Here is a 21,786-nt window from a genome sequence, read left to right as displayed (position 1 = left end):
ATGACAAAACGTGCGTTGTTAAGTGTTTCTGATAAGCAAGGATTAACTGATTTTGCAAAGGGACTCGTTGCGCTAGATTACGAGTTGATCTCAACTGGTGGGACGAAAAAGGCACTCGAAGCAGCGGGCATTCCAGTGATTGGGATTGAAGAAGTGACCGGTTTTCCTGAAATGCTTGATGGACGGGTCAAAACTTTGCATCCCAAGGTCCATGCGGGCTTGTTGGCTCGGCGTGATCTACCAGCGCATATGGCCCAATTAGAAGCAGCTGGGATTCAGCCAATCGACATGGTCGTTGTTAATCTTTATCCATTCAAGGCGACGATTCAGCGACCCGATGTGACACAGGCTGAAGCCATTGAACAGATCGATATTGGTGGCCCATCGATGTTACGTTCCGCCGCCAAGAACTTTGCAGCCGTACTACCAATTGTAGATCCGGCTGATTATGATCAAATTCTGGCGGACCTACAAGCGGAAGCCATTACACCAATAGTACGGCAACACCTTGCTGCCAAGGTCTTTCAACACACCGCGGCTTATGATGCACTGATTGCCCAATATTTAACGACTGAGGAATTTCCAGATAAGTTAACGCTTACTTACGACAAGCAGCAAGCCCTTCGTTATGGTGAGAACAGTCATCAGCAAGCAGCTTTCTACGAAAATGCACTACCAACTGACTTTTCAATTACGGGTGCGCATCAAATTCATGGTAAAGAGCTTTCTTACAATAACATCAAGGATGCTGACGCGGCGTTGCGGATGGTCAGTGAATATCAACAACCGGCCGTAGTGGCGATGAAGCACATGAATCCTTGTGGTGTTGGGTTGGGGACGACGATTGAAGATGCTTGGGATAAGGCTTATGAAGCCGATTCGATTTCTATTTTCGGTGGCATTATTGCACTCAATCGACCTGTCGACTTAGCAACGGCGGAAAAAATGCACGCGTTATTCTTGGAAATTATTATTGCACCAAGTTTCGATGACGAGGCTTTAACCGTCTTATCTAAGAAGAAAAACTTGCGTTTAATGACGGTTAACTTTGATCAAGCCCATACGGCTGATAAATTTGAAACCATTTCAGTTGGCGGTGGCTTACTACGGCAAGAGGTTGATACAACCTTTGAAACGCCAGCTGACTTTACGGTTGTCACTCAGACGCAACCAACACCGGAGCAATTAAAGGCATTAGCTTTTGGCCAGCAGGTCGTTAAACACGTTAAGAGTAATGCGGTGGTCGTTACGACGGCGGACCGGACGTTGGGAATTGGTTCTGGACAGATGAACCGGATTGATTCCACTAAGATTGCAATTGGCAAGGCCATGCAACAGGCCGGTTATGAGCAGGCTATTTTAGCTTCTGACGCTTTCTTTCCGATGGATGATTGTGTTGAATACGCGGCTCAACATGGTATTCGCGCAATCGTGCAGCCGGGTGGGAGTATTCGCGATAAGGACTCCATTGCGATGGCTGATCGGTATGGAATTACGATGGTCACAACTGGTGTCCGGCATTTCCGGCATTAATCAGTGAAGGGATGGGTGCGAACATGGCAAAAGTATTAGTAGTTGGCGGTGGTGGTCGTGAGCATGCCATTGCCAAGGCGATGATGACAAGTCCACAGGTCAGTACCGTTTATTGTGCGCCCGGTAATCCAGGAATGGTGCCGGATGGGATTCAGACGTTGGCAATTGAAGAAATGGACTTTGCAGGTTTAGTTAACTTTGCGCGGGCCAATACCATCACATTGACCTTTGTCGGCCCAGAAGTACCGTTAGCAGCTGGCATCGTTGATTACTTCCAGGCGGCGGGACTTGCGATTTTCGGCCCGCATCAGGCGGCTGCACAATTGGAGAGCTCTAAAGTATTCGCCAAAGCCTTTATGCGTCGCCACCACATTCCGACCGCCGACTACCGCCAATTTCACGAGTTAGCGCCTGCGCTGACTTATAGTCGTGAACAGTCATTGCCACAAGTTATCAAGGTCGATGGACTGGCGGCTGGCAAAGGTGTGACGGTCGCAACGAGTTATGAACAGGCGGCAACGGCAATTACAACGGCATTTGCGGCCAGTGCGACTGTGTTGATTGAAGATTATGTGACCGGTTTTGAATTCTCACAAATGGTCTTAGTTGGTGGTGAGCGCTATGTGTTGTTACCAACGGCGCAGGACCACAAACGGTTACAAGATCATGATCTGGGACCAAATACGGGCGGGATGGGGGCCTATTCACCAGTGCCACAAATTACGCCGGCAGTCATTGAGCAGACAGTTACCACAATTATTGAACCGACAATTGCGGGAATGAAAGCGGAGGGATTGAGTTTTGAAGGGGTCATCTATGTTGGCGGCATGCTCACTGCAACTGGTGTTCAAGTTATTGAATATAATCTACGACTAGGTGATCCTGAAACCCAGATTTTATTACCGCAACTACAGAGTGATTTCTATCAAGTCATTGTCGACTTGCTTCAGCACCGGCAACCGCACGTTCAGTGGCAGACGGCTGCCAGCTACCTCGGAGTTGTACTAGCCGCTCCTGGTTATCCGGGGCCAGTTAAAGCGGGGGTCCCCGTTCCAAGCGTGACGGGAGCTGATTACGCGAGTGTAACCGGTACGCCGGATCAATTAGTCAGTGCGGGAGGTCGAGTGATGATGGTAACGGCTAGTGCCCCCAACTTGATGGCGGCACAGCAGGCGGTTTATCAGCAAATTGATCAACTGGCGATTGGCGATCTGATTTATCGAACCGATATTGGTGCCAAAGGAATTGAACAGTTGCATTGATTAATGCTTGACAATCAGATTATCCCATTCTATGCTAGTAGCATTACTTAAATTCGTTATAAAATTTGAAGTTGCGTGTTGGGAATGACCAGCACCAACGTTAAAATCGTCCTTTTTAAGCGAAAATAAAGGGACGATTTTTATTTTGATATGTTAAGAGCAATTTGGAGGCTAAGTTTAGTATGGAAATGGGCGCTTTGATGACGGTAGTTAAGCGACGCATACATAATTGGCATGTGGCTGGTAGCCGGCGTGGTTACTTGCAACGAAAGTTAACAACTTTAAATGTCAGCGCAACCGGGCTTAAGAATGTCGAGGATGCTGCGTTTATTCACCATATCCAAAAACCGGTTAATAGTGGTGAGTCGCGTAATCAAAACTGGTGGCATCTCAATTTCTTTTGGGGGTTACAGGGCATTGGTCGAGCATCAACGCCCCAAACACCAGCACTTGCACTTACTGGTAAAATTAGTGGCTTCAATCATCCGGCTGTCGCTCATTTTGAATTTATGCGTGACCAGATTAGTGGTGGGGTAGTCGATAAGCAAATACTGCCAGCTCCTACACTTTGTTTGGCGGAACTTAAGCGGCCAGCTAATGCAACTGCACTCAGCCAAGTCTACCAGTCAGATTCAGAAATGGTGCACGATTTGGCAGCAGCGTATCATCAAATTATGAGTGATTTGTACCAAGCTGGCGCACGCCAGATTCAGCTGAATAGTTGTGCACTTGGTGGGCGGCAGGTCATGACGATTACTGAACTGAGTACACAAGTTAGCCAAGAGGCTGTTCACAATTTGCCCGCGGATCTTTGTGTTCAGTGGCACGTGACGCATGGCAATTGTTGTTCAGTGTAGTGCACTGACGTCGTAAGCTTCACTAGCTAGTGCTGCTATGGGCGGGCCTAAGCTGCCGACCTGTGACATCGAAGCTTTTTTAAATATTGATTCGTAACAGATTAATGCATCGGTAGTAGTTAAAAAACAAATTAAATCGTGCGGTTAACTGAGTGGCTCTCGGTTAATCGCACGATTTTGTTAGTAGCGTTAAATTAGTGTGTGCAAACATGATGTCATTGGGTGTTCTTAGTTAGTTTGCTGTTGAGCTCGGTTACGCGAACGTTATTTTTTATTTTGTAAGGATTGGCGTTTCGGGCTGACCCATGTCCCTGAGCCAAAGCCTAAGATGGTTTTCAGTGCTGGTACGAACGTTGCCACTACGGTAAGGGGATTAATCATCCAATAAAACAACATGTAGAGTGGTGCAAAAAACCAATATTTTAATTTCGCACCGTGATGGTCCAGTAGTAATGCGGCCAGTAATTGCATGAAACCTGCCAATAGTTCAAAGCTGACGAAGATAAATGACAACATCAGGCCATGGTAGATGCGTTCGAAGTTACCGGTCATCAAGAACCAGCCCATGAGGATCAAAAACATCAGGGAAGTAATGACGAAGAAAAATGACCAGATAATCGACAAGGTTGAATCAACGAACATCGATAGTTGATAACGATGGGTAATCGGGTGTAAGAGAAACTTTTTAATGTTCGTTAACCAGACTTCGGTCCCGCCCTGAGCCCAGCGCTTACGTTGATGATAAAGATCACGAATCGTGGTGGGAACATTCATGTGGAAGACGATGTTGGGTGCAAACCGAGGAACGGCGCCGACCATTTGGTGGTCCCACGCAATACTAATATCTTCGGTCGCCCGATTTTGACGGAAACCGCCAACATCAATGAGAAATTGTTTACGGTACAGGGTATTAGCGCCACTGTAAGCATACATTGAATCGTTGATGGATGTTTGGCTACGTTTAATAACGCCCACGATACTTGAAAACTCGACAGTTTGTGATTTGCCTAGGAGGGATGTTCGATTTTGAACATCCATGTTGGCTGTGACGGCGGACGTATTCATATCGCGGTCATGGATGAAGAAGTTCATGTACTTCATCAGGGCGTCTTTTTCAGGGATGGTATCGGCGTCGTTGCTCAGAATATAGTCACCCTTAGCAAAATACATCCCGATGTTAAAAGCATGGGCCTTACCCTTGTTCTTCTCGATCTCAACGGTCCGCAGGCGGGGATAACTTAACTGCAGGCGGCGAATGATAGCCGCTGTCTCGTCAGTCGAACCATCGTTCATGACCAAGACTTCATAGTTCGTATAGTTGAGTTCATCGAATAAATAAGTGATGGTCTCTTCAATCATGACTTCTTCGTTGTGGGCCGGAATCATGATGGTAATCATGGGTTGTTGGTCAACCGGAATGGCTTGCCAATTGTCGTCGCGTTTATTGGTCTTAATAAAGCGATAGGATAATGAGCCGGCAAACCAAAAGAATGAGCCAACAACGGGATACAGACAGAGAATTAGGAGGGCCAGGTTGACGACTGTTTTAAAGAACGTCGCTTCAAATAAATGGTCAATGAAAATATTGGTCATGGTGACCTTCCTTCCTAATCGTTTAAATCGTCCAAATCATTTTTTTGGTAGAGTTGTTGAATTTGATCCGTATCAAGATTCTGTTCGGGTTTGACCCGGTAATAACGGGTGTTTTCCCGAAATTCAGCGTTGCCGAAACGGTCATCCATGAATTTTGCTAATAGTTGTTGCCGCTTTTTTTGATTGATGGGATTAAAGGTCGGCCACTGCTCAACGACCCGTTCACGTTTACGGTTCTGAATAATAGTCATAGTTACAGCAAAGAGTGAAGCAAGTGCAAAGCAAAAGACCAGTAGAATACCGATAAATTTAAATTCAAAGATGCCCTCATGATAATACCAGAAACGAGGAATGCGATGATTATAACTTGACCAGATGGAAAGGATCGTAACTGTGATTGGGATAATGACAGCTAACCAGCCTACCAGTCCGACAATGGTTTGCCAAATTTTAAGCCCCCAGTGGCCAGAATCAAAATAGGCATCAGAATAAAGTTGCTGCCGGTTGGAATCTTCATTAGGTTGTTTGGTCATGCTGATCCTCCTTGGTTGTTGGTTGGTCGGGATTGATGGGATGTCCGAATAAGTAGCCTTGACGAATACTGATCTGGAGTTGCTCGGCTAACTGTTCGTCGGCTTCATTTTCAATCCCCATTAAGATCAAATCGATATCGTTGTCTTTTGAGAGTTGATTCCAAAATTGAAGGTTCAAGTCTAGCCAGACGGAAGGATCTTCCTTACGAAACGAACGCATTGAGCATTTTAGTGTGTCGATATCTGCTAGTAACCACTGAATATTCTTCAAATTAGCTAAACTAGCCCCGACGTTATCAATCCCAAATTGCATGCCGTATTTGCGGGCTTCACGGATTCGTCGCCGAAATAGCCGTTTGTTGATGTGGCGTGACTGATACTGTGGCGTATATTCAACAGCTAAATGCATCGGCTCAATATTCGCGATGGCCCAGCGAACAAAGTAGCGAAATTCGGGACTAATGATTTGTTCATATTCCAAGTTGATTGATAGCGTAATGGCTTCATTAGGTAATGCCTTAAAAGTATCTTCAAGCAAGAAGATCACGCGTTGGAGTGGTAAGGAGTCCAGTTGTGGTGGCAATGACCATGAACCGTCAGTGTTATGTTGCCGTAGCAGACACTCATATCCGGTCGTCTGTCCGCGAAAATCGACCTGCTTTTGAATAAAATAACGAAGCTTAAAATCGTCGTTTTCAAGATAATTATTGGAATGCTTACGAGAGTACCAGTAATAAATCACGATTGTAAGGATAAAGCTGACGGTAATTAATCCAGTCAACCAAAGTAGTCCTATTTCTAATTGCACCAGGCTCATTTAAATATAATCTCCGTAAGAAAAACTTATGACAGCAGAAAAAGTATCTGTCGGTCACAGTTAATATAGTTAAGTGTTCTTGACATTATATGCCTATATTTGCGCAGTTTCAATCAATATTATATGCTGATAAGTGGGATTGTCTGTTGAATGTTATTAATCAGATTAAGCTTATGAAGAAACTATAAAACCAGCCGCTGACACTGTTGGGCTAACATAATTACGAATGATTGACGAGGTTTTAGTGGTCGCTTATAATCGATAATGACTTTGAGAGATAACGTAGATTAAAGAAGAAGGTTATTGTGAAATGAAAATTGTTTTAACAGGTTCGATTGGTCGCATAAATCAGACCCTCGTTCCTCAACTGACTCACAATGGACATGATGTGACGGTGATTAGCCATCAGTCTAGTCGTAGTGGGCTAATCAAGGTATTTCGAGCAACGCCGGCAATCGGCCGTCTCGATGATGAGGCCTTTTTGACACGAACATTCAGGGGGGCCGATGTTGTCTACTTAATGTTGACCGGCGTATTGGCTAGTGATGATATTTATGCTGCTGCCAAACAACAAGCAGAGATCTATGCAGCTGCAATCAATGCAGCTGGGGTAAAGCGGGTCGTTAACTTAAGTAGCGTGGGTGCTGATTTAGGTCCCGAAGTTGGTTCGTTGTATATGTATCACATTATCGAACAGACGTTAACGTCGGCCTTAACGGATGTTGACTTAACGTTCATTCGGCCAACCGCAATGTACTATAATCTATTAAACAGTGTACCGACAGTTAGAAAAAGTCATCGAATTTATACTAATGCTAGTCTCGATGTTAAGAACGTCTGGGTGGCTCCGGTTGATGTCACACCAGTTATCATTAAAGCGCTGACTGAACCCGTTACTGGACAGACCGTGTCCTATGTTGCTAGTGATGAACAGACTTATTTGGAAGTTGCGTCAGCATTATCGCAGACGCTCAAGATGCCAGATTTACGTGTCTCACAAGTACCTGATGAGGTTATGCAGAACAATTTAGTGACGGCGGGAATGCCAATAGCTTTTGCAAGAGAGTATGTCAAAACGGTGGCTTACCAACGTGAGCACGATTTTTATGCGGACTATCGGGCTCATCAGCCACGATTGGGGACTGTCAAGATGGCCGATTTTGCCCAAGTCTTTGCTGAAGATTATCATAATCAACAGGTCATCAAACACTAATTAAGATCAGTTATATGAGCAATGAAAGCCAAAAACACCCACGAGTTTTCGAAAACTCGTGGGTGTTTTGACCTTCTATGCAGTTGCTAGACTAATCAATCGCGCCTTAAGCAACAAAGGCGAAGTACAAGATAAAGACGACCATCATCGTCCACATGAGGGCATTGACTTCACGCCAACGTCCTTTGACGGTCATGGTAATCGGATAAAAGATAAAACCAACGGCCAAGCCTTCTGAAATGCTATAAGTCAGTAGCATCATAATCATGGTAAAAAATGCTGGTACGGCAATTTCGAACTTGGTCCAATCAATATACTGAACGTTTGAAAGCATCAAAATACCGACGATAATTAGTGCTGAAGCGGTAACCGCAGATGTAATCACTGTTAAAACTGGTGAGAAGAAGGCGGCAATGGCGAACAGGAGCGCAACGAAGACCGATGATAAGCCAGTACGGGCTCCAACAGCTACACCTGAGGTTGATTCTACGTAGGCGGTCGTTGGTGAGGTCCCAAAGATTGCGCCTAAGGATGTCGCTAGCGCACCGCTAAAGAGTGCTTTACCAACTCCTTTAACTTCACCAGACTGCTTATCCACCATTCCGGCTTCGGTGGCTACCCCAACGAGTGTTCCGGAGGTATCAAAAAGCCCAATAATGAAAAACGTTAAAATAACGATAATCATTTGAAACGAATTGATATTGCCAAGATGGGTGACTGCTTGACCAAAGATAGGCTGGACACTCGGAACACCACTGACGATACCAGTTGGTAAGGGAATGATACCAAAAATCATGCCGACTGCGGCCGTGATGAACATGCCCCAAAAGATACCACCAGTAACGTTAGCAGTGACTAACATAATGCCAACAATAATGCCGAAAATTGCTAATAAAACGGTCGGACTGTGCAAGTTGCCGAGGGCCACGGCGTTCGATTTGTTGGCAACGATAATACCGGAAGTTTGGAGCCCAGAAAAGGCAATGAATAACCCAATTCCCGCAGATACGGCATACTTTAAGGCACTCGGAATCAAATTAATCAATTTGTCGCGCAACTTAGACAGTGTTAATAGAATAAAGAGAATCCCAGCGACCAAGACACCTGCTAAGGCCGTTTGCCATGGAATATGCCATTCTTGGACGACCGTATAAGTGAAGAAGGCGTTCAACCCCATCCCAGGCGCAAGCGCGACGGGGAAGTTGGCTACCAGTCCCATTAAGAGACAGCCAGCAATGGCAGCTAAAATCGTTGCGGTGAAGACAGCAGTTTTGCTCATACCGGTACTGCCCAATAGTTCGGGATTTACGGCTAAAATATAAGACATCGCTAAAAAGGTCGTCAGACCACCGATCAATTCGCGGCGGACTGAAGTACGGTTTTCACGCAAATGAAATAATTGTTCTAGAATAATGACCCACTCCTAAAATTAATAAAAAACTAACAATTCAACAATTGTCTAGTATAACATACTGCTTTTTAGGGTAACAGGGGATTTATTGTTTTATCTCTTTCAGTTGACTTAATGCCAACATCGTCAGGGTAGTCTCAAGCGACCATGCAGTCATTGTCCACTTTTACCAAAGTATCATGAATGATGGTCAAAACATGCCAATTAGTCGGATTGCTGTTCGTCAGTACGTGTTCATCCTAATCCGACTTCCGGGGCTGGGGGCCAATTGCTGGAACGCAGCCGACGTCGATTTGAGCTCACGCAGAAGCCCACTGCGCAATCTCAAATACGAGTCTTATTCTAAGCCGGAAGAAGATCACTTCCAGCTAAGAATAATTTGGCTACTGAGCATTGTCACCCAGCCCCTCCAGTCTCAAGAGTGTGAGGGGCCACGGGTTGAAGCCGAGCATTGCCTAGCCAACGGATTAATGCGGTTTTGGCATTAGTCCGTTAGCGTAGCAAGCACAGGCTTCAGTGGCACCGAACACGTTTCGGGAAGCCGCTCGAATGGCTGATGAACAGCCACTTAACTTGGTACAATCGGTCGTTGAATATTTTGATACTGGGACTTCAATTAAACGTTAAGTTATCATCGTCCATTTTAGCTACTCCAATACTAATATGGTGATTTAGGCATAGTTGAACTGTCAAAATAGGATTATCAGTCTGACAATTTGCTGACAAGATTATCGTTTGAGAAAAATAATGATCAATTCATCAAAAGTTGGGTACGTCCATGTCTGCCATTCGAACGCTGTCCCGACTGGAAGGTATTTCTGACAATGCTCAGCACTTCAAGAGTGTGAGGTCCAACCGGGTTGGGTTGAGGATTAGCCTAGCGATGTTGCTAAGCGGGTGGTCTTCCCCGATTGGCAATATTGTGTAGCTAACCGCAGACCCAGGTTGGCTCGAACACGTTTCGACAATATTGCATGCCTATGGAAGACCAGCATTTAAGACGTGGGTTTCGGCTTAAATCTGTGTCCATCGCGTTCCAGCAATTGGCAGAAATGCCTGGAAGTCGGTCTAGGACGCTCAAGCCAAACATGTTTACGCTAGTTCGACCTTTTTCCAGCGGGTTTAAGCTGGTGCTTTTGACCTTAACCAATTGGCATGTTTTGATCATGATTCATGAACGGTTGACTAGCGAAGCGTGTGGATTGATTGTGTTCAGTGAATGCACGTCAGCATAAATTTGATTGGAAGGGATGATTAAAAAGAGTTGATGTAACGTATCCGAACAAAAAACAGCGGCTCACACCCCGTGTTGTCGGGATGTGAGCCGCTGCGTTTAAGAATAATGATTAATGCTGTTCAGTTTCATTAAGACCGACTGATTCGTCATCGACAGTGGTCTCAGCCGCGTGTCGGTTGAAGAGTAAGTTGAGACCAACTGCGGCTAGACTACCCACGACAACCCCGTTACTTAACATGATTTGAAGTGCGCCTGGTAGAAATTGGAAGATGTTCGTTTGAACTGTGACCCCTAAACCAAGCCCAATGGAGACGGCTGCAACGAGCAAGTTATTATTATTACGAAAATCAACTTGAGCTAACATTCTAATTCCTTGAATCCCAACGATCCCGAACATGACGACCATGGCGCCGCCTAGTACTGGGTCGGGAATAATAGTAGCCAACGCACCAATCTTAGGCAATAAGCCCAAGATAACTAAGAAGGCTGCGGAAAAGTAAATTGGTTTCCGTGTTTTGACACCGGATAATTGAACGACCCCGACATTTTCGGAGAAGGTTGAGTAAGGGAAAGTACTGAATAATCCACCAAGAATAACGGCAATCCCCTCTGCTCGGTAACCCCGCTTTAAATCATCACTTTCAATTTTACGACCAGTAATGTCGCCAAGGGCAAAGAAGACCCCGGTTGATTCGACCATTGTGGTCAATGAGACGAGGATCATCGTCAGAATAGATGACCATTCAAAATGGGGAGTACCAAAGTAAAAGAGGGTCGGTAAGTGGAACCAGCTGGCTTCGGCGACGGGTTTCAAGGAAACCATGCCCATGGCACCAGCAATCAAGGTACCAACTAAGATCCCGATTAGAATTGAAACGGACTTCATAAAACCCCGTGCAAAAACACTAATTAATAAAATAATGGCAATCGTAAGAAAACCGATACCTAGTGCTTGTAGATTACCAAAATCTTTAGCACTAGTATCGCCACCACCCAGGTTCTGAAAGGCCACTGGGATCAAGGTGAAACCAATGATTGTAATTAGTGATCCCGTGACGACGGGCGGAAAGAGGCTCTTGATTTTTGAAAACAGTCCAGCAATCAAGAAAATAAAAATACCAGCACCAATAATTGAACCGTACATGGTCCCCAGACCGTACGTTTTACCGATTTGAATCAGTGGATTGACGGCTTGGACTGCGCAGCCAAGCACGACGGGAAGTCCGATCCCTGTTAGCGGAGTGCGTTTTAATTGTAGGAATGTTGCAATTCCACACATGAAAATATCGATTGAAACTAAGTAAGTTAATTGTTCTTGGCTGAAATGCAAGGCTGCCCCAATCAATAACGGAACAAGCACATCACCCGAATACATGGCTAACAGATGTTGAAATCCTAAAACGGCCGCCTTAATGTTGGTAATTTTAGGTGCTACGGATACTTCCTTCAAATCAATCTTCCTCTCTCGATTAAGCTGATTTGCCTATAAAAAAAGTCACCCCGGCAAACGGGATGACCTCGTTTGCTTATAGTCCAACCTTTACGGGGTTGGGTAGAAACTCGTCAACCATATCATGACATTATATAGGCAATTACCACTTATTTGAATGAGACTTATTCTAGCACAGATGAAAACCGAATACAAATGTTGCCGAATAAATTAATGTTCGTGAAAACGGCTTTTTCACGAAAGTTCAAAATGAAAACGTTCACTTTTGCGATTGCTGATTATGCCAAAGTAACACGGCCATTTCAAGTGTCTGGGTCTGCTCAGGATCGTCCAAATTCAACATCAACATTTTTTCGATTTTTTTGAGCCGGTAAATCACGGTATTCCGATGGATGTCGAGGTGACCAGCAACTTCCGCGATATTTTGATGGTAATAAAAATATCCGTACAGAGTCGTTAATAAGTTAAGCTGCTCGTGAGCACTCACGCCACTGACAAGTCCGCCTAAGACACGTTCGACAAAGGACCGGGCTTCGTTTTTGGGAATCAATGAGATCAATTCTTTAACGTATTTTGGCCGATAAATCGTGACCGCATGGGGGCTATTCTTGCTGAGTGCTAAAGCTTCCGCGGCTTCATTATAAATAGTCGCAAGTTCCGTTAAGGGTAATGTCGAATAGCTGTAACCAGCAATCAAACGGGCTTGTTTGTCTAACTTAGGCTGAATAAATTGAACGAGGGCCGTTAAAAAGTGTTGGGCGTTTTGTTGATCATTGATTAATAAGACTAATTGCTGTTTTAATGAAAAAACAATGACAGCAGCCTGGTATTCTTTAATAAACCATAGTGTGAGTTGTTGCACCTGCTCTAAAAGGTGGTTGCTTAGTAATGCCTGATGAGTAGTGGTCACTAGAATAGTTGCGCAGTGGAACTTGGTACTTGGATCAATGTTGCGGGCCTTTAGCGTCTTATTCACGAGCTCATTAGAAATACCGCCGTCCATAACATTCAGATAGAAGCCACTTTGATTACGGAAAGCTGACTCGTTCAACATGTCTACGCGGCTGTTGACGAAACTTAGGGTATTAAGGACGACTTGTGTGAGCATCTGATCGGTTGAATTGGCTGGATCCAGGTCTAGAACGCCAACAAAAGCCTTGTTTTCTTTGTAGGCTGAAAACAGCGGCATGATGGTTAAGTCAGTTGTCTGGTAGGGGAGGATGACGCGGGTATTAAGGTTGAAATAGTCGATATCGGTCTGGTTACGTAAAAAGTCTGTCAAAGTGTGACGCGTCATTGGCAGGTCTTGTGAGGCACTGACAACGCGAAAATGACTGTCCATTAAAAAGATTGGGTGGTGGATGAGCTCACTACACTTATTCAAGACGGTTGTATTAGTTGGGTCTTTTAACAACAAATCAGCAAGTGCTTGGTTAGCCGTAACGATCCGACTAAGCTCATTAGTCTGGGATTTTAAAATAATACTTAACATTTTACGCATGGTTTCAGAAATCAGCTCATCGCCGGGTGTGATAATAATTGGAAAGGCTAATTCATCCGCTAAAGCGAGCACCTTTTTGGGCAAATGGTCAACGTAACGATGATCCTTAAAGCCAAGGCCGGCACAATTGGCATTGTGCATTGCTTTGATTAAGGTCGAGGGGTCCGTTGTCGTATTAATAAATGGGTAGCCATTTGTAATCAAAAATTGACCATTGGCGAGATAGTTGGCGATGTCGGGTGATTCAATCATTCCAATATTACTAATTTCGCGCTTGAGACCGCGTTCACCCGCAATTACCCGCATATGTTGCATTGATGGTGTTTGTAATAGTGTTTGTAAACGCATGGTAAGTCCCCCTAAAATTAGTTATCTTTAACAAGTAGTATACCGATAATTTGGCAGTTTGACTATAATTAAATGAAAAATAGATTAAAAACAAATGAAGTGTCGAATTAGTGTTACGGGTTAATAGATTTCAATGTTGGTCAAACGTGCTATATCCTTATTCAAAATAGCCAGCATCGTAGACCACTGAAAAAAGACGAGTTAATGTAAACATACGATACGGCTTCTAGGCGATACTACCGAAACGTGTTCGGCGCCTCTGCGGCCTGTGTTTGCTACGCCAACGAGACCGTATTAATCCGTTGGTTAGGCAATGCTTAGCTTCACCCCCGCCCCTCGCAAGCTTGAGACTGGCGGGGCGGGGGTGACACCATGCTCAAGGGCAAAGTATTGCTTGTCGGGGTGATGTTCCCGGCTAGCAGAAGACGCATATTTGAATTTGCGTAGGGGGGTTCTGCGGAGTTCAAATCGAGGTCTGCTCGGTTCTAGCAATTGGCATCCGGCCTAAAACTCGGACTAGGACGCGCGCATGCTGATGAATAGGCATCCAGCTAACTGGCCCGTATTATCAACGATACATACCGATATTAATGATCAACGCTCAAAGTCATCAGATAATTAATGTACTCGGGTTGATTAACCCTTGACAGTCGTGGTGGAGTTCGTTACACTTAGTCCAATTAAACAAGCACCTTTAACTTAGTCCTGTGAGGCTAACAAGGGGAACGGTCATGTTAGGGTCGCCCACGCTTTTCACAGGAAAACGGGACGGCCCTTTTTTTCAACCCGCAGGTTAAGGTGAAATTACAGAAATGGAGCTGACAAACTAATGGCACGAGAAGTCGTTGATGCAATGACCATGCGCCGCGCGCTGACGCGGATCACTTATGAGATTATTGAGCAAAATAAGGGTGTTGGTAACCTAGTATTTATCGGTATCAAGACCCGCGGAATTTTTTTGGCCCAACGGTTAGCGCAACGATTGAAGCAGTTGGAAAGCGTTGACGTGCCAGTTGGTTCGTTAGATATCACGTTATATCGGGATGATCACCATGCGGTTGATGTTGCCGGTCAAGCCAAGCTAAATGGTGCTGATATTCCAGTTGATATCAATGGCAAACACGTTATCTTGGTCGATGATGTCTTATTTACAGGCCGGACGGTACGGGCCGCCTTAGATGCTTTGATGGACCATGGACGTCCCGCAAAGATTTCGTTGGCCGTATTAGTTGACCGTGGACACCGTGAATTACCAATCCGGCCCGACTTTATTGGTAAAAATATTCCAACGGCCTTGGATGAACAAGTCAGTGTGGCGCTTGAAGAACACGATGGTCATGATGGCATTAGTATTGAAAAATTAGAAGAATGATTTAATTGAATAAAACCATTTAATTGTTTCCAGAGAGGAACGAAACGGTTTGGTCATGCGTGACCACTTAATCGGAGTCTAGCCTCTTTGCAAACATTTTGCGGAAGCTAGACTTTTTTGTACACAAAGGAGACGGCGATAGCCATGAAAACGAGTCAAAACCTAGTTAGTGTTGAACAATTCAGTAATCAAGACGTGATGGCCTACCTGAAGTTGGCGCAGGCCTTTAAGAATGGTAAAACGGTGCAACTGTCACAGCCAACGTTTGCGATGAACTTATTTTTTGAGAATAGTACCCGCACACATACAAGTTTTGAAATGGCTGAACGGCGGCTAGGCTTACAAGTTATTCCGTTTGATCCGAAGACCAGTTCAGTAACTAAGGGTGAAAGTTTGTTGGACACGTTGAAAACGATTCAGGCGATTGGGGTTAATTTAGCTGTAATTCGGCATCCACGCGATCGTTATTATCAACCGTTACTTGAAGCTGGCTTTGATATGAGCCTAATCAATGCCGGTGATGGGAGTGGGCAGCATCCGTCACAATCGTTACTAGATATGTTAACGATTTATGAAGAATTTGGGCATTTCGATGGTCTGAAAATTGCTATTGTGGGTGATTTAGCGCATTCGCGGGTGGCACGTTCTAATATGGCGTTATTGACACAGTTAGGGGCTAAGGTCTACTTTGGTGGCCCGAAGGAATGGTATGGCCGTGACTTTGAAGCATACGGCGAATATCAGACGATGGACCAGTTAGTCGCAACGATGGACGTCATGATGTTATTACGGGTCCAACACGAACGATTATCGCAAGTGAACAATCAGGCCTTCGATGCGTCTGCCTATCATCAACAGTATGGGCTAACAGCTGAACGCGCCGCACGAATGCCTAAGCAGGCCATCATCATGCATCCGGCACCGGTTAATCGGGGTGTTGAATTAGCAAGTGACTTAGTTGAAGCGCCGCAATCACGAATTTTTCAGCAGATGACGAATGGTGTTTATATTCGGATGGCAATGGTGGCGAGCGTCCTCGCTCATCAAGGGTTAATTTCAGCAACTCAAGTGGAGGTTTAACGCATGACAACATTAATTAAGAATGCGCAAGTGTGGCAAGCTGGGCAATTACAAACAACGGATATCCTGATTGCCGAGGGCCGAATTAAGGCGATTGGGCATCAACTACACGAGCAGTTTGGACCGGCGGATCACGTCATTTGTGCCGATCAGCACTTTGTTAGTCCGGGCTTTGTCGACGTGCACGTTCATTTACGCGATCCAGGCCAAACGGCGAAGGAAACGATTGCGACCGGAACGTTAGCTGCGGCGCACGGCGGTTTCACAACGGTCGGAGCAATGCCTAACGTGGATCCGGTACCCGATACACCTGAGCGGGTCGCGACGATGGTGGCGCGTAATCAGCAGGAAGCGCATGTTCACGTCACGCAATATGCCAGCATTACAACTGGCCGGACTAGTGAACAGCTCGTTGACTTCGCAGGTGTCAAAGCGGCGGGGGCCTTTGCCGTCAGTAACGATGGTTCCGGTGTTCAAACGGCCGGAACCATGTTTGCAGCCATGCAAGGCGCTGCTAAAGTTGGGTTGCCATTGGCGGCGCACGTTGAGGATGATTCGCTTTATCACCATGGCGTGATGAACGCGGGGCCCGTTGCTGACCGGCTGGGATTGCCTGGTATCAATAATGTTTCAGAAGCGGCCCAAGTGGCCCGTGATGTCATGTTAGCAGAAGCGAGTGGGGTTCACTACCATGTTTGTCACGTCTCAACGGCGGAAAGTTTACGCGTGATTCGTAATGCGAAAGCAGCTGGCATCAACGTGACTTGTGAAGTATCGCCCCATCATTTACTCCTTTGTGATGAAGATATTACGATGGATAACCCGATGCTAAAGATGAATCCACCGTTGCGTTCAGCCAAGGATCGCGCAGCGTTAGTTGCGGGATTATTGGATGGCACGATCGATATGATTGCGACGGACCATGCGCCGCATACTGATGCCGAAAAACAGGGCAGCATGAAGACGGCCGCCTTCGGGATTACCGGGATTGAGACGGCCTTTGCCACGCTATATACGGCGCTGGTCAAGACCCGGTTACTGACGCTCGGTCGTTTAATTGAACTGATGAGCACGCGCCCAGCCGAACTATTTGGCTTAAATACAGCTGGCCGGTTGGCAGTGGGGGCACCGGCTGATCTAACCATTATTGATTTAGATCATCAATATGAAATCGAAGCGGCCACCATGTTATCGAAGGGGCACAACTCCCCGTTTATCGGTTGGCCCGTTTATGGCAACGTCTTAATGACACTAGTTGACGGTAAGTTGGCATATGGAAAGGAAACGCAAGCATGAAACGATACTTAGTACTTGAAGATGGTACGATTTACCCCGGCACGGGGTTTGGTGCGACAACGGCCACGGTTGGTGAATTAGTCTTTAATACCGGCATGAGTGGTTATCAAGAGTCAATCACAGACCAGTCTTATAATGGTGAAATCTTGATGTTTACGTATCCTTTGATTGGAAATTACGGCATTAATCGGGATGACCATGAGTCAATCAAACCAACTTGTAAGGGCGTTGTTGTTCACGAAGTTGCCCGGCGAGCCAGTAATTGGCGTAACGCTCAGTCGTTGGACGATTATCTAAAACAAAATGCGATTCCTGGCATTATGGATATTGATACGCGGGCGGTCACTAAACATATCCGCACGAAGGGTGCAATGAAGGCCACCATCGTCGATAACGTCTTACCGGATACGGTTGACCGGCTCAAAGTCACGGAATTAAATCGGGCGGTTGTTGCTCAGAGTTCAACGAATAACGCCTATCCCAACCCAGCGACAGGTCCTAACGTGGTCGTCGTCGACTTTGGTTTGAAGCATTCGATTTTACGCGAACTAGCAAAGCGTCAATGTAACTTGACGGTGTTGCCGTACAATACCACGGCCAGTGAAATCATGGCTTTGAATCCGGATGGTGTGATGTTGACGAACGGCCCTGGTGATCCCAAAGATGTTCCGGGAGCCTTAGAGATGATCAGAGAAGTGGAAAAACATGTGCCGCTATTTGGAATTTGTCTCGGACATCAACTTTTTGCGCTAGCAAACGGTGCGGACACGTTCAAGATGAAGTTCGGACATCGTGGTTTTAATCATCCCGTTCGTGAGATTGCAACTGGGCGGATTGATTTTACGTCGCAAAACCATGGTTACGCGGTGGACCGGGATTCATTAGCGCAGACTGACTTGTTAATCACCCATGAGGAGATTAATGATGGTACCGTGGAAGGCTTACGGCATCGCGACTACGCGGCCTTTTCCGTGCAATATCATCCGGACGCAGCGCCAGGTCCTCACGATGCTGATCATATTTTTGACGAATTTATTGATTTGATGGCCGCTAATCAAGCCACCCAGAAAGGAAGCCAATTCAATGCCTAAACGGACAGATATTCATAAAATCATGGTAATTGGTTCAGGGCCAATTATTATTGGTCAGGCCGCAGAATTTGATTATTCTGGGACGCAAGCCTGCCTGGCATTAAAAGAACTCGATTATGAAGTGGTCTTGGTCAATTCTAATCCCGCAACGATTATGACGGACAAAGAAATTGCAGATCAGGTCTACTTGGAACCAATCACACTTGAATTTGTCTCACAGATTTTGCGTAAAGAACATCCCGATGCGATTTTACCAACTTTAGGCGGCCAACAGGGCTTGAATATGGCGATGGAATTATCCAAATCAGGTATTCTCGATGAGTTGCACATTGAACTGTTAGGGACGAAGCTCAGCGCAATTGATCAAGCGGAAGACCGGGAACAGTTTAAGGCACTCATGGAAGAATTGGGCGAACCCGTGCCAGCTTCTGGGATTGCGCGGACGGTTGACGAGGCTTTGGCTTTCGCTGAGCAAGCTGGTTATCCGGTCATCGTGCGACCAGCCTTTACGATGGGGGGGACTGGCGGCGGGATTGCGGAGACGCCCCAACAGTTACACGACATTACTGAAAATGGGTTGGCGTTGTCACCAGTGACCCAAGTTCTGATCGAACAAAGCATTGCCGGTTACAAAGAAATTGAGTTTGAAGTTATGCGTGACGCTGCCGATAATGCGATGGTCGTCTGCAATATGGAAAATTTTGACCCCGTGGGCATTCATACTGGTGATTCAATCGTCTATGCACCCGTTCAAACGTTAGCCGATCGCGAAGTGCAATTATTACGGGATGCTGCTTTGAAGATTATTCGGGCGTTGAAGATTGAGGGGGGCTGTAACGTTCAGTTGGCTCTCGATCCGAATAGTTTTAACTACTATATTATTGAAGTAAATCCACGGGTCAGTCGCTCATCAGCGTTAGCCTCTAAAGCGACTGGTTACCCAATTGCTAAGATGGCTGCCAAGATTGCAGTCGGCTTGCATTTGGATGAAATTAAAAATCCGGTGACGGGCACCACTTACGCTGAATTTGAGCCAGCGTTGGACTACGTGGTTTGCAAGATTCCTCGCTGGCCGTTTGATAAGTTCACCCATGCTGATCGTCGTTTGGGCACTCAGATGAAGGCAACCGGGGAAGTCATGGCGATTGGGCGTAATATTGAAGAAGCCACACTAAAGGCGGTCCGATCACTAGAAATTGGGGTGCACCACGTTGAAGAACCCGCTTTGCGCAGTGTTGACGATGATGTACTTAGCGATAAGCTCATTCATGCGCAGGATGATCGGTTATTCTACTTAACGGAAGCAATTCGCCGCGGTTACCCGATTGATGAATTAGCCGAACTCACCAAGATCAACGTGTTCTTCCTGGATAAGCTATTACACATTATTGAAATCGAACAAGCCTTGCGTACCCATACGGATGACTTAGAGACACTAACTGTCGCTAAACGCAATGGCTTCGCCGATCAAACGGTAGCTGACTATTGGCACGAAACGATCGACCAGGTTCGCGACTTCCGCTTAGCGCACAAATTAGCGCCCGTTTATAAGATGGTCGATACTTGTGCCGGTGAGTTTGCCTCGGAGACACCTTATTACTACGGCACTTATGAGTTTGAAAATGAGAGTATCGTTACGAAACGCCCATCCGTTTTAGTGTTAGGGTCAGGGCCGATTCGCATTGGACAAGGGGTGGAATTCGACTATGCCACCGTTCACTCCGTTAAAGCCATCCAAAAAGCTGGCTATGAAGCGATTATCATGAATAGTAATCCGGAAACCGTCTCGACTGATTTCTCAGTATCAGACAAATTGTATTTCGAGCCACTGACGATTGAAGACGTCTTAAACGTGATCGAACTCGAAAAACCAGTGGGCGTGATTGTGCAATTTGGTGGTCAAACAGCGATTAACTTAGCAAAACCATTAGCTGACCATGGTATCAAAATCTTGGGGACGAGTGTGGCGGATGTCAACCGGGCGGAAGACCGTGACGAATTTGATAAGGTCATCAAAGCTTTAGCCATTCCACAACCGGCTGGTGATACGGCAAGTGATGAAGCAACCGCGCTAGCTATTGCGGATAAGTTGGGCTATCCCGTCCTTGTTCGGCCCAGTTATGTCCTTGGTGGCCGGGCGATGGAAATTGTCAAGAAGCGGGCCGACTTAGACTATTACATGCATAACGCGGTCAAGGTGTCGCATGACCACCCCGTTTTAGTCGATAGTTATTTGGTCGGGAAAGAATGTGAAGTTGATGCCATTTGTGACGGTCAAACAGTCTTGATCCCGGGAATTATGGAGCACATCGAACGGGCGGGGGTCCATTCTGGCGATTCGATGGCCGTTTATCCGCCGCAGTCACTTTCGGCGGCGGTCCAAGCACAAATTGTGGATTATACTGAAAAATTAGCCATTGCACTCAACTGTGTCGGGATGATGAACATTCAATTCGTAATCCACGACGACCAAGTGTATGTGATTGAAGTCAATCCGCGCGCGAGCCGGACAGTGCCATTCTTAAGCAAGGTCACGAACATTCCGATGGCTCAAGTTGCGACTCGGGCAATCCTTGGCCAGTCATTGGCTGAACAAGGCTATCAGACTGGCTTGGTCACACCGGGTCCCTTAGTACACGTCAAAGCGCCGGTCTTTTCATTTTCAAAGTTGAATCGTGTGGATAGTTTGTTGGGACCAGAAATGAAGTCAACGGGTGAAGTCATGGGCAGCGATGTCACGATGGCAAAGGCGCTTTACAAAGCCTTTGAAGCGGCTAAACTACACGTGCCGAGCCATGGTAACGTACTTTTGACAGTCCGGGATGAAGACAAGCCAGAAACAGTGGCGTTAGCCAAGCGGTTCCATGCGTTGGGCTACCAATTGCTAGCGACTCGGGGAACGGCGACTGCTCTGACCACACACGGGTTACCCGTTACGACCGTCGACAAAATCGATAGTGGCGAGCATGATTTACTGCATCGCATGGAAGCTGGCGAAGTTCAAGTCGTCATTAATACGGTTTCAGATGAAGAACAGGCTGAAAATGATGGTACCCTGATTCGAAACACGTCAATTATGCACGGTATTCCATTGTTTACGGCCTTAGATACGGTCGCGGCAATTTTGCAAGTACGAGAATCACAATCATTTGTAACACAGGCGCTCTAAATCAGGACACCCGCCGATAAGCT

Annotated in this window: 15 protein-coding genes and 1 riboswitch; of the genes, 9 read left to right on the top strand and 6 right to left on the bottom strand. The window is 46.0% G+C overall.

The genetic code is table 11. The features are described from left to right. The 3 genes from purH (at position 1) to LP667_RS11735 (ending at position 3,652) form a co-directional block, all read left to right on the top strand. The gene (purH, locus tag LP667_RS11745) at positions 1-1,533 is read left to right on the top strand and encodes a bifunctional phosphoribosylaminoimidazolecarboxamide formyltransferase/IMP cyclohydrolase (RefSeq protein WP_021730773.1); all 1,533 of its coding nucleotides are present in this window, start codon (positions 1-3) and stop codon (positions 1,531-1,533) included. Positions 1,534-1,556: 23 nt separating this feature from the next. Next, positions 1,557-2,795, top strand: coding sequence for a phosphoribosylamine--glycine ligase (gene purD, locus LP667_RS11740; protein ID WP_056988555.1), 1,239 nt, complete (start codon positions 1,557-1,559; stop codon positions 2,793-2,795). Positions 2,796-2,977: 182 nt separating this feature from the next. Continuing rightward, complete coding sequence (locus LP667_RS11735; RefSeq protein ID WP_021730771.1) at positions 2,978-3,652, top strand: uroporphyrinogen decarboxylase/cobalamine-independent methonine synthase family protein; 675 nt, start codon at positions 2,978-2,980, stop codon at positions 3,650-3,652. Positions 3,653-3,916: 264 nt separating this feature from the next. Here the strand turns inward: LP667_RS11735 and LP667_RS11730 are convergent, their stop codons facing one another. Genes LP667_RS11730 through LP667_RS11720 form a run of 3 tightly spaced genes read right to left on the bottom strand, consistent with a single transcriptional unit; the run spans position 3,917 to position 6,595 of the window. Continuing rightward, positions 3,917-5,245 (bottom strand): glycosyltransferase family 2 protein, encoded by a 1,329-nt coding sequence (locus tag LP667_RS11730; RefSeq protein WP_021730770.1) that lies wholly within the window; start codon positions 5,243-5,245, stop codon positions 3,917-3,919. A gap of 14 nt (positions 5,246-5,259) precedes the next feature. Then, positions 5,260-5,778: a hypothetical protein gene (locus LP667_RS11725; RefSeq protein WP_021730769.1), complete on the bottom strand. Its 519-nt coding sequence runs from the start codon at positions 5,776-5,778 to the stop codon at positions 5,260-5,262. After that, complete coding sequence (locus LP667_RS11720; RefSeq protein ID WP_021730768.1) at positions 5,762-6,595, bottom strand: EAL domain-containing protein; 834 nt, start codon at positions 6,593-6,595, stop codon at positions 5,762-5,764. The genes LP667_RS11725 and LP667_RS11720 overlap by 17 nt, the downstream gene beginning before the upstream one ends. Before the next feature lie 310 nt (positions 6,596-6,905). Between LP667_RS11720 and LP667_RS11715 the strand changes: the two genes are divergently transcribed. Continuing rightward, a complete protein-coding gene (locus LP667_RS11715; RefSeq protein ID WP_021730767.1) occupies positions 6,906-7,808 on the top strand; it encodes an NmrA family NAD(P)-binding protein in 903 nt (300 codons plus the stop codon). A gap of 106 nt (positions 7,809-7,914) precedes the next feature. On the opposite strand, the gene LP667_RS11710 is transcribed toward LP667_RS11715, so the two are convergent. The 3 genes from LP667_RS11710 to LP667_RS11690 form a co-directional block, all read right to left on the bottom strand. After that, on the bottom strand, positions 7,915-9,222 hold the full coding sequence (locus tag LP667_RS11710) for an NCS2 family permease (RefSeq protein WP_033609323.1): 1,308 nt from the start codon (positions 9,220-9,222) through the stop codon (positions 7,915-7,917). Positions 9,223-10,565: 1,343 nt separating this feature from the next. After that, positions 10,566-11,906, bottom strand: coding sequence for a nucleobase:cation symporter-2 family protein (locus LP667_RS11695; protein WP_021731634.1), 1,341 nt, complete (start codon positions 11,904-11,906; stop codon positions 10,566-10,568). Positions 11,907-11,965: 59 nt separating this feature from the next. Further along, positions 11,966-12,064, bottom strand: a riboswitch (purine riboswitch). Between the two features lie 101 nt (positions 12,065-12,165). Beyond that, positions 12,166-13,755, bottom strand: a complete 1,590-nt coding sequence (locus LP667_RS11690; protein ID WP_021731633.1) for a PucR family transcriptional regulator — start codon at positions 13,753-13,755, stop codon at positions 12,166-12,168. Between the two features lie 829 nt (positions 13,756-14,584). On the opposite strand from LP667_RS11690, the gene pyrR reads away from it, so the two are divergent. The 5 genes from pyrR to carB all read left to right on the top strand — a co-directional run bounded on the left by pyrR (position 14,585) and on the right by carB (position 21,763). Then, a complete protein-coding gene (pyrR, locus tag LP667_RS11685; protein WP_021731632.1) occupies positions 14,585-15,127 on the top strand; it encodes a bifunctional pyr operon transcriptional regulator/uracil phosphoribosyltransferase PyrR in 543 nt (180 codons plus the stop codon). A 144-nt stretch (positions 15,128-15,271) separates the two neighbouring features. Continuing rightward, complete coding sequence (locus LP667_RS11680; RefSeq protein WP_021731631.1) at positions 15,272-16,207, top strand: aspartate carbamoyltransferase catalytic subunit; 936 nt, start codon at positions 15,272-15,274, stop codon at positions 16,205-16,207. Positions 16,208-16,210: 3 nt separating this feature from the next. Next, positions 16,211-17,503, top strand: coding sequence for a dihydroorotase (locus LP667_RS11675; RefSeq protein ID WP_021731630.1), 1,293 nt, complete (start codon positions 16,211-16,213; stop codon positions 17,501-17,503). Continuing rightward, the gene (locus LP667_RS11670; protein WP_011101887.1) at positions 17,500-18,594 is read left to right on the top strand and encodes a carbamoyl phosphate synthase small subunit; all 1,095 of its coding nucleotides are present in this window, start codon (positions 17,500-17,502) and stop codon (positions 18,592-18,594) included. Before LP667_RS11675 ends, LP667_RS11670 begins: the two co-directional genes overlap by 4 nt. After that, complete coding sequence (gene carB, locus LP667_RS11665; protein ID WP_021731629.1) at positions 18,587-21,763, top strand: carbamoyl-phosphate synthase large subunit; 3,177 nt, start codon at positions 18,587-18,589, stop codon at positions 21,761-21,763. Before LP667_RS11670 ends, carB begins: the two co-directional genes overlap by 8 nt. Positions 21,764-21,786 lie beyond the last annotated feature (23 nt).

Source organism: Lactiplantibacillus paraplantarum (assembly GCF_003641145.1).
Lineage (GTDB): Bacteria > Bacillota > Bacilli > Lactobacillales > Lactobacillaceae > Lactiplantibacillus > Lactiplantibacillus paraplantarum.
This window is presented reverse-complemented; position numbering and strand designations above follow the sequence as displayed.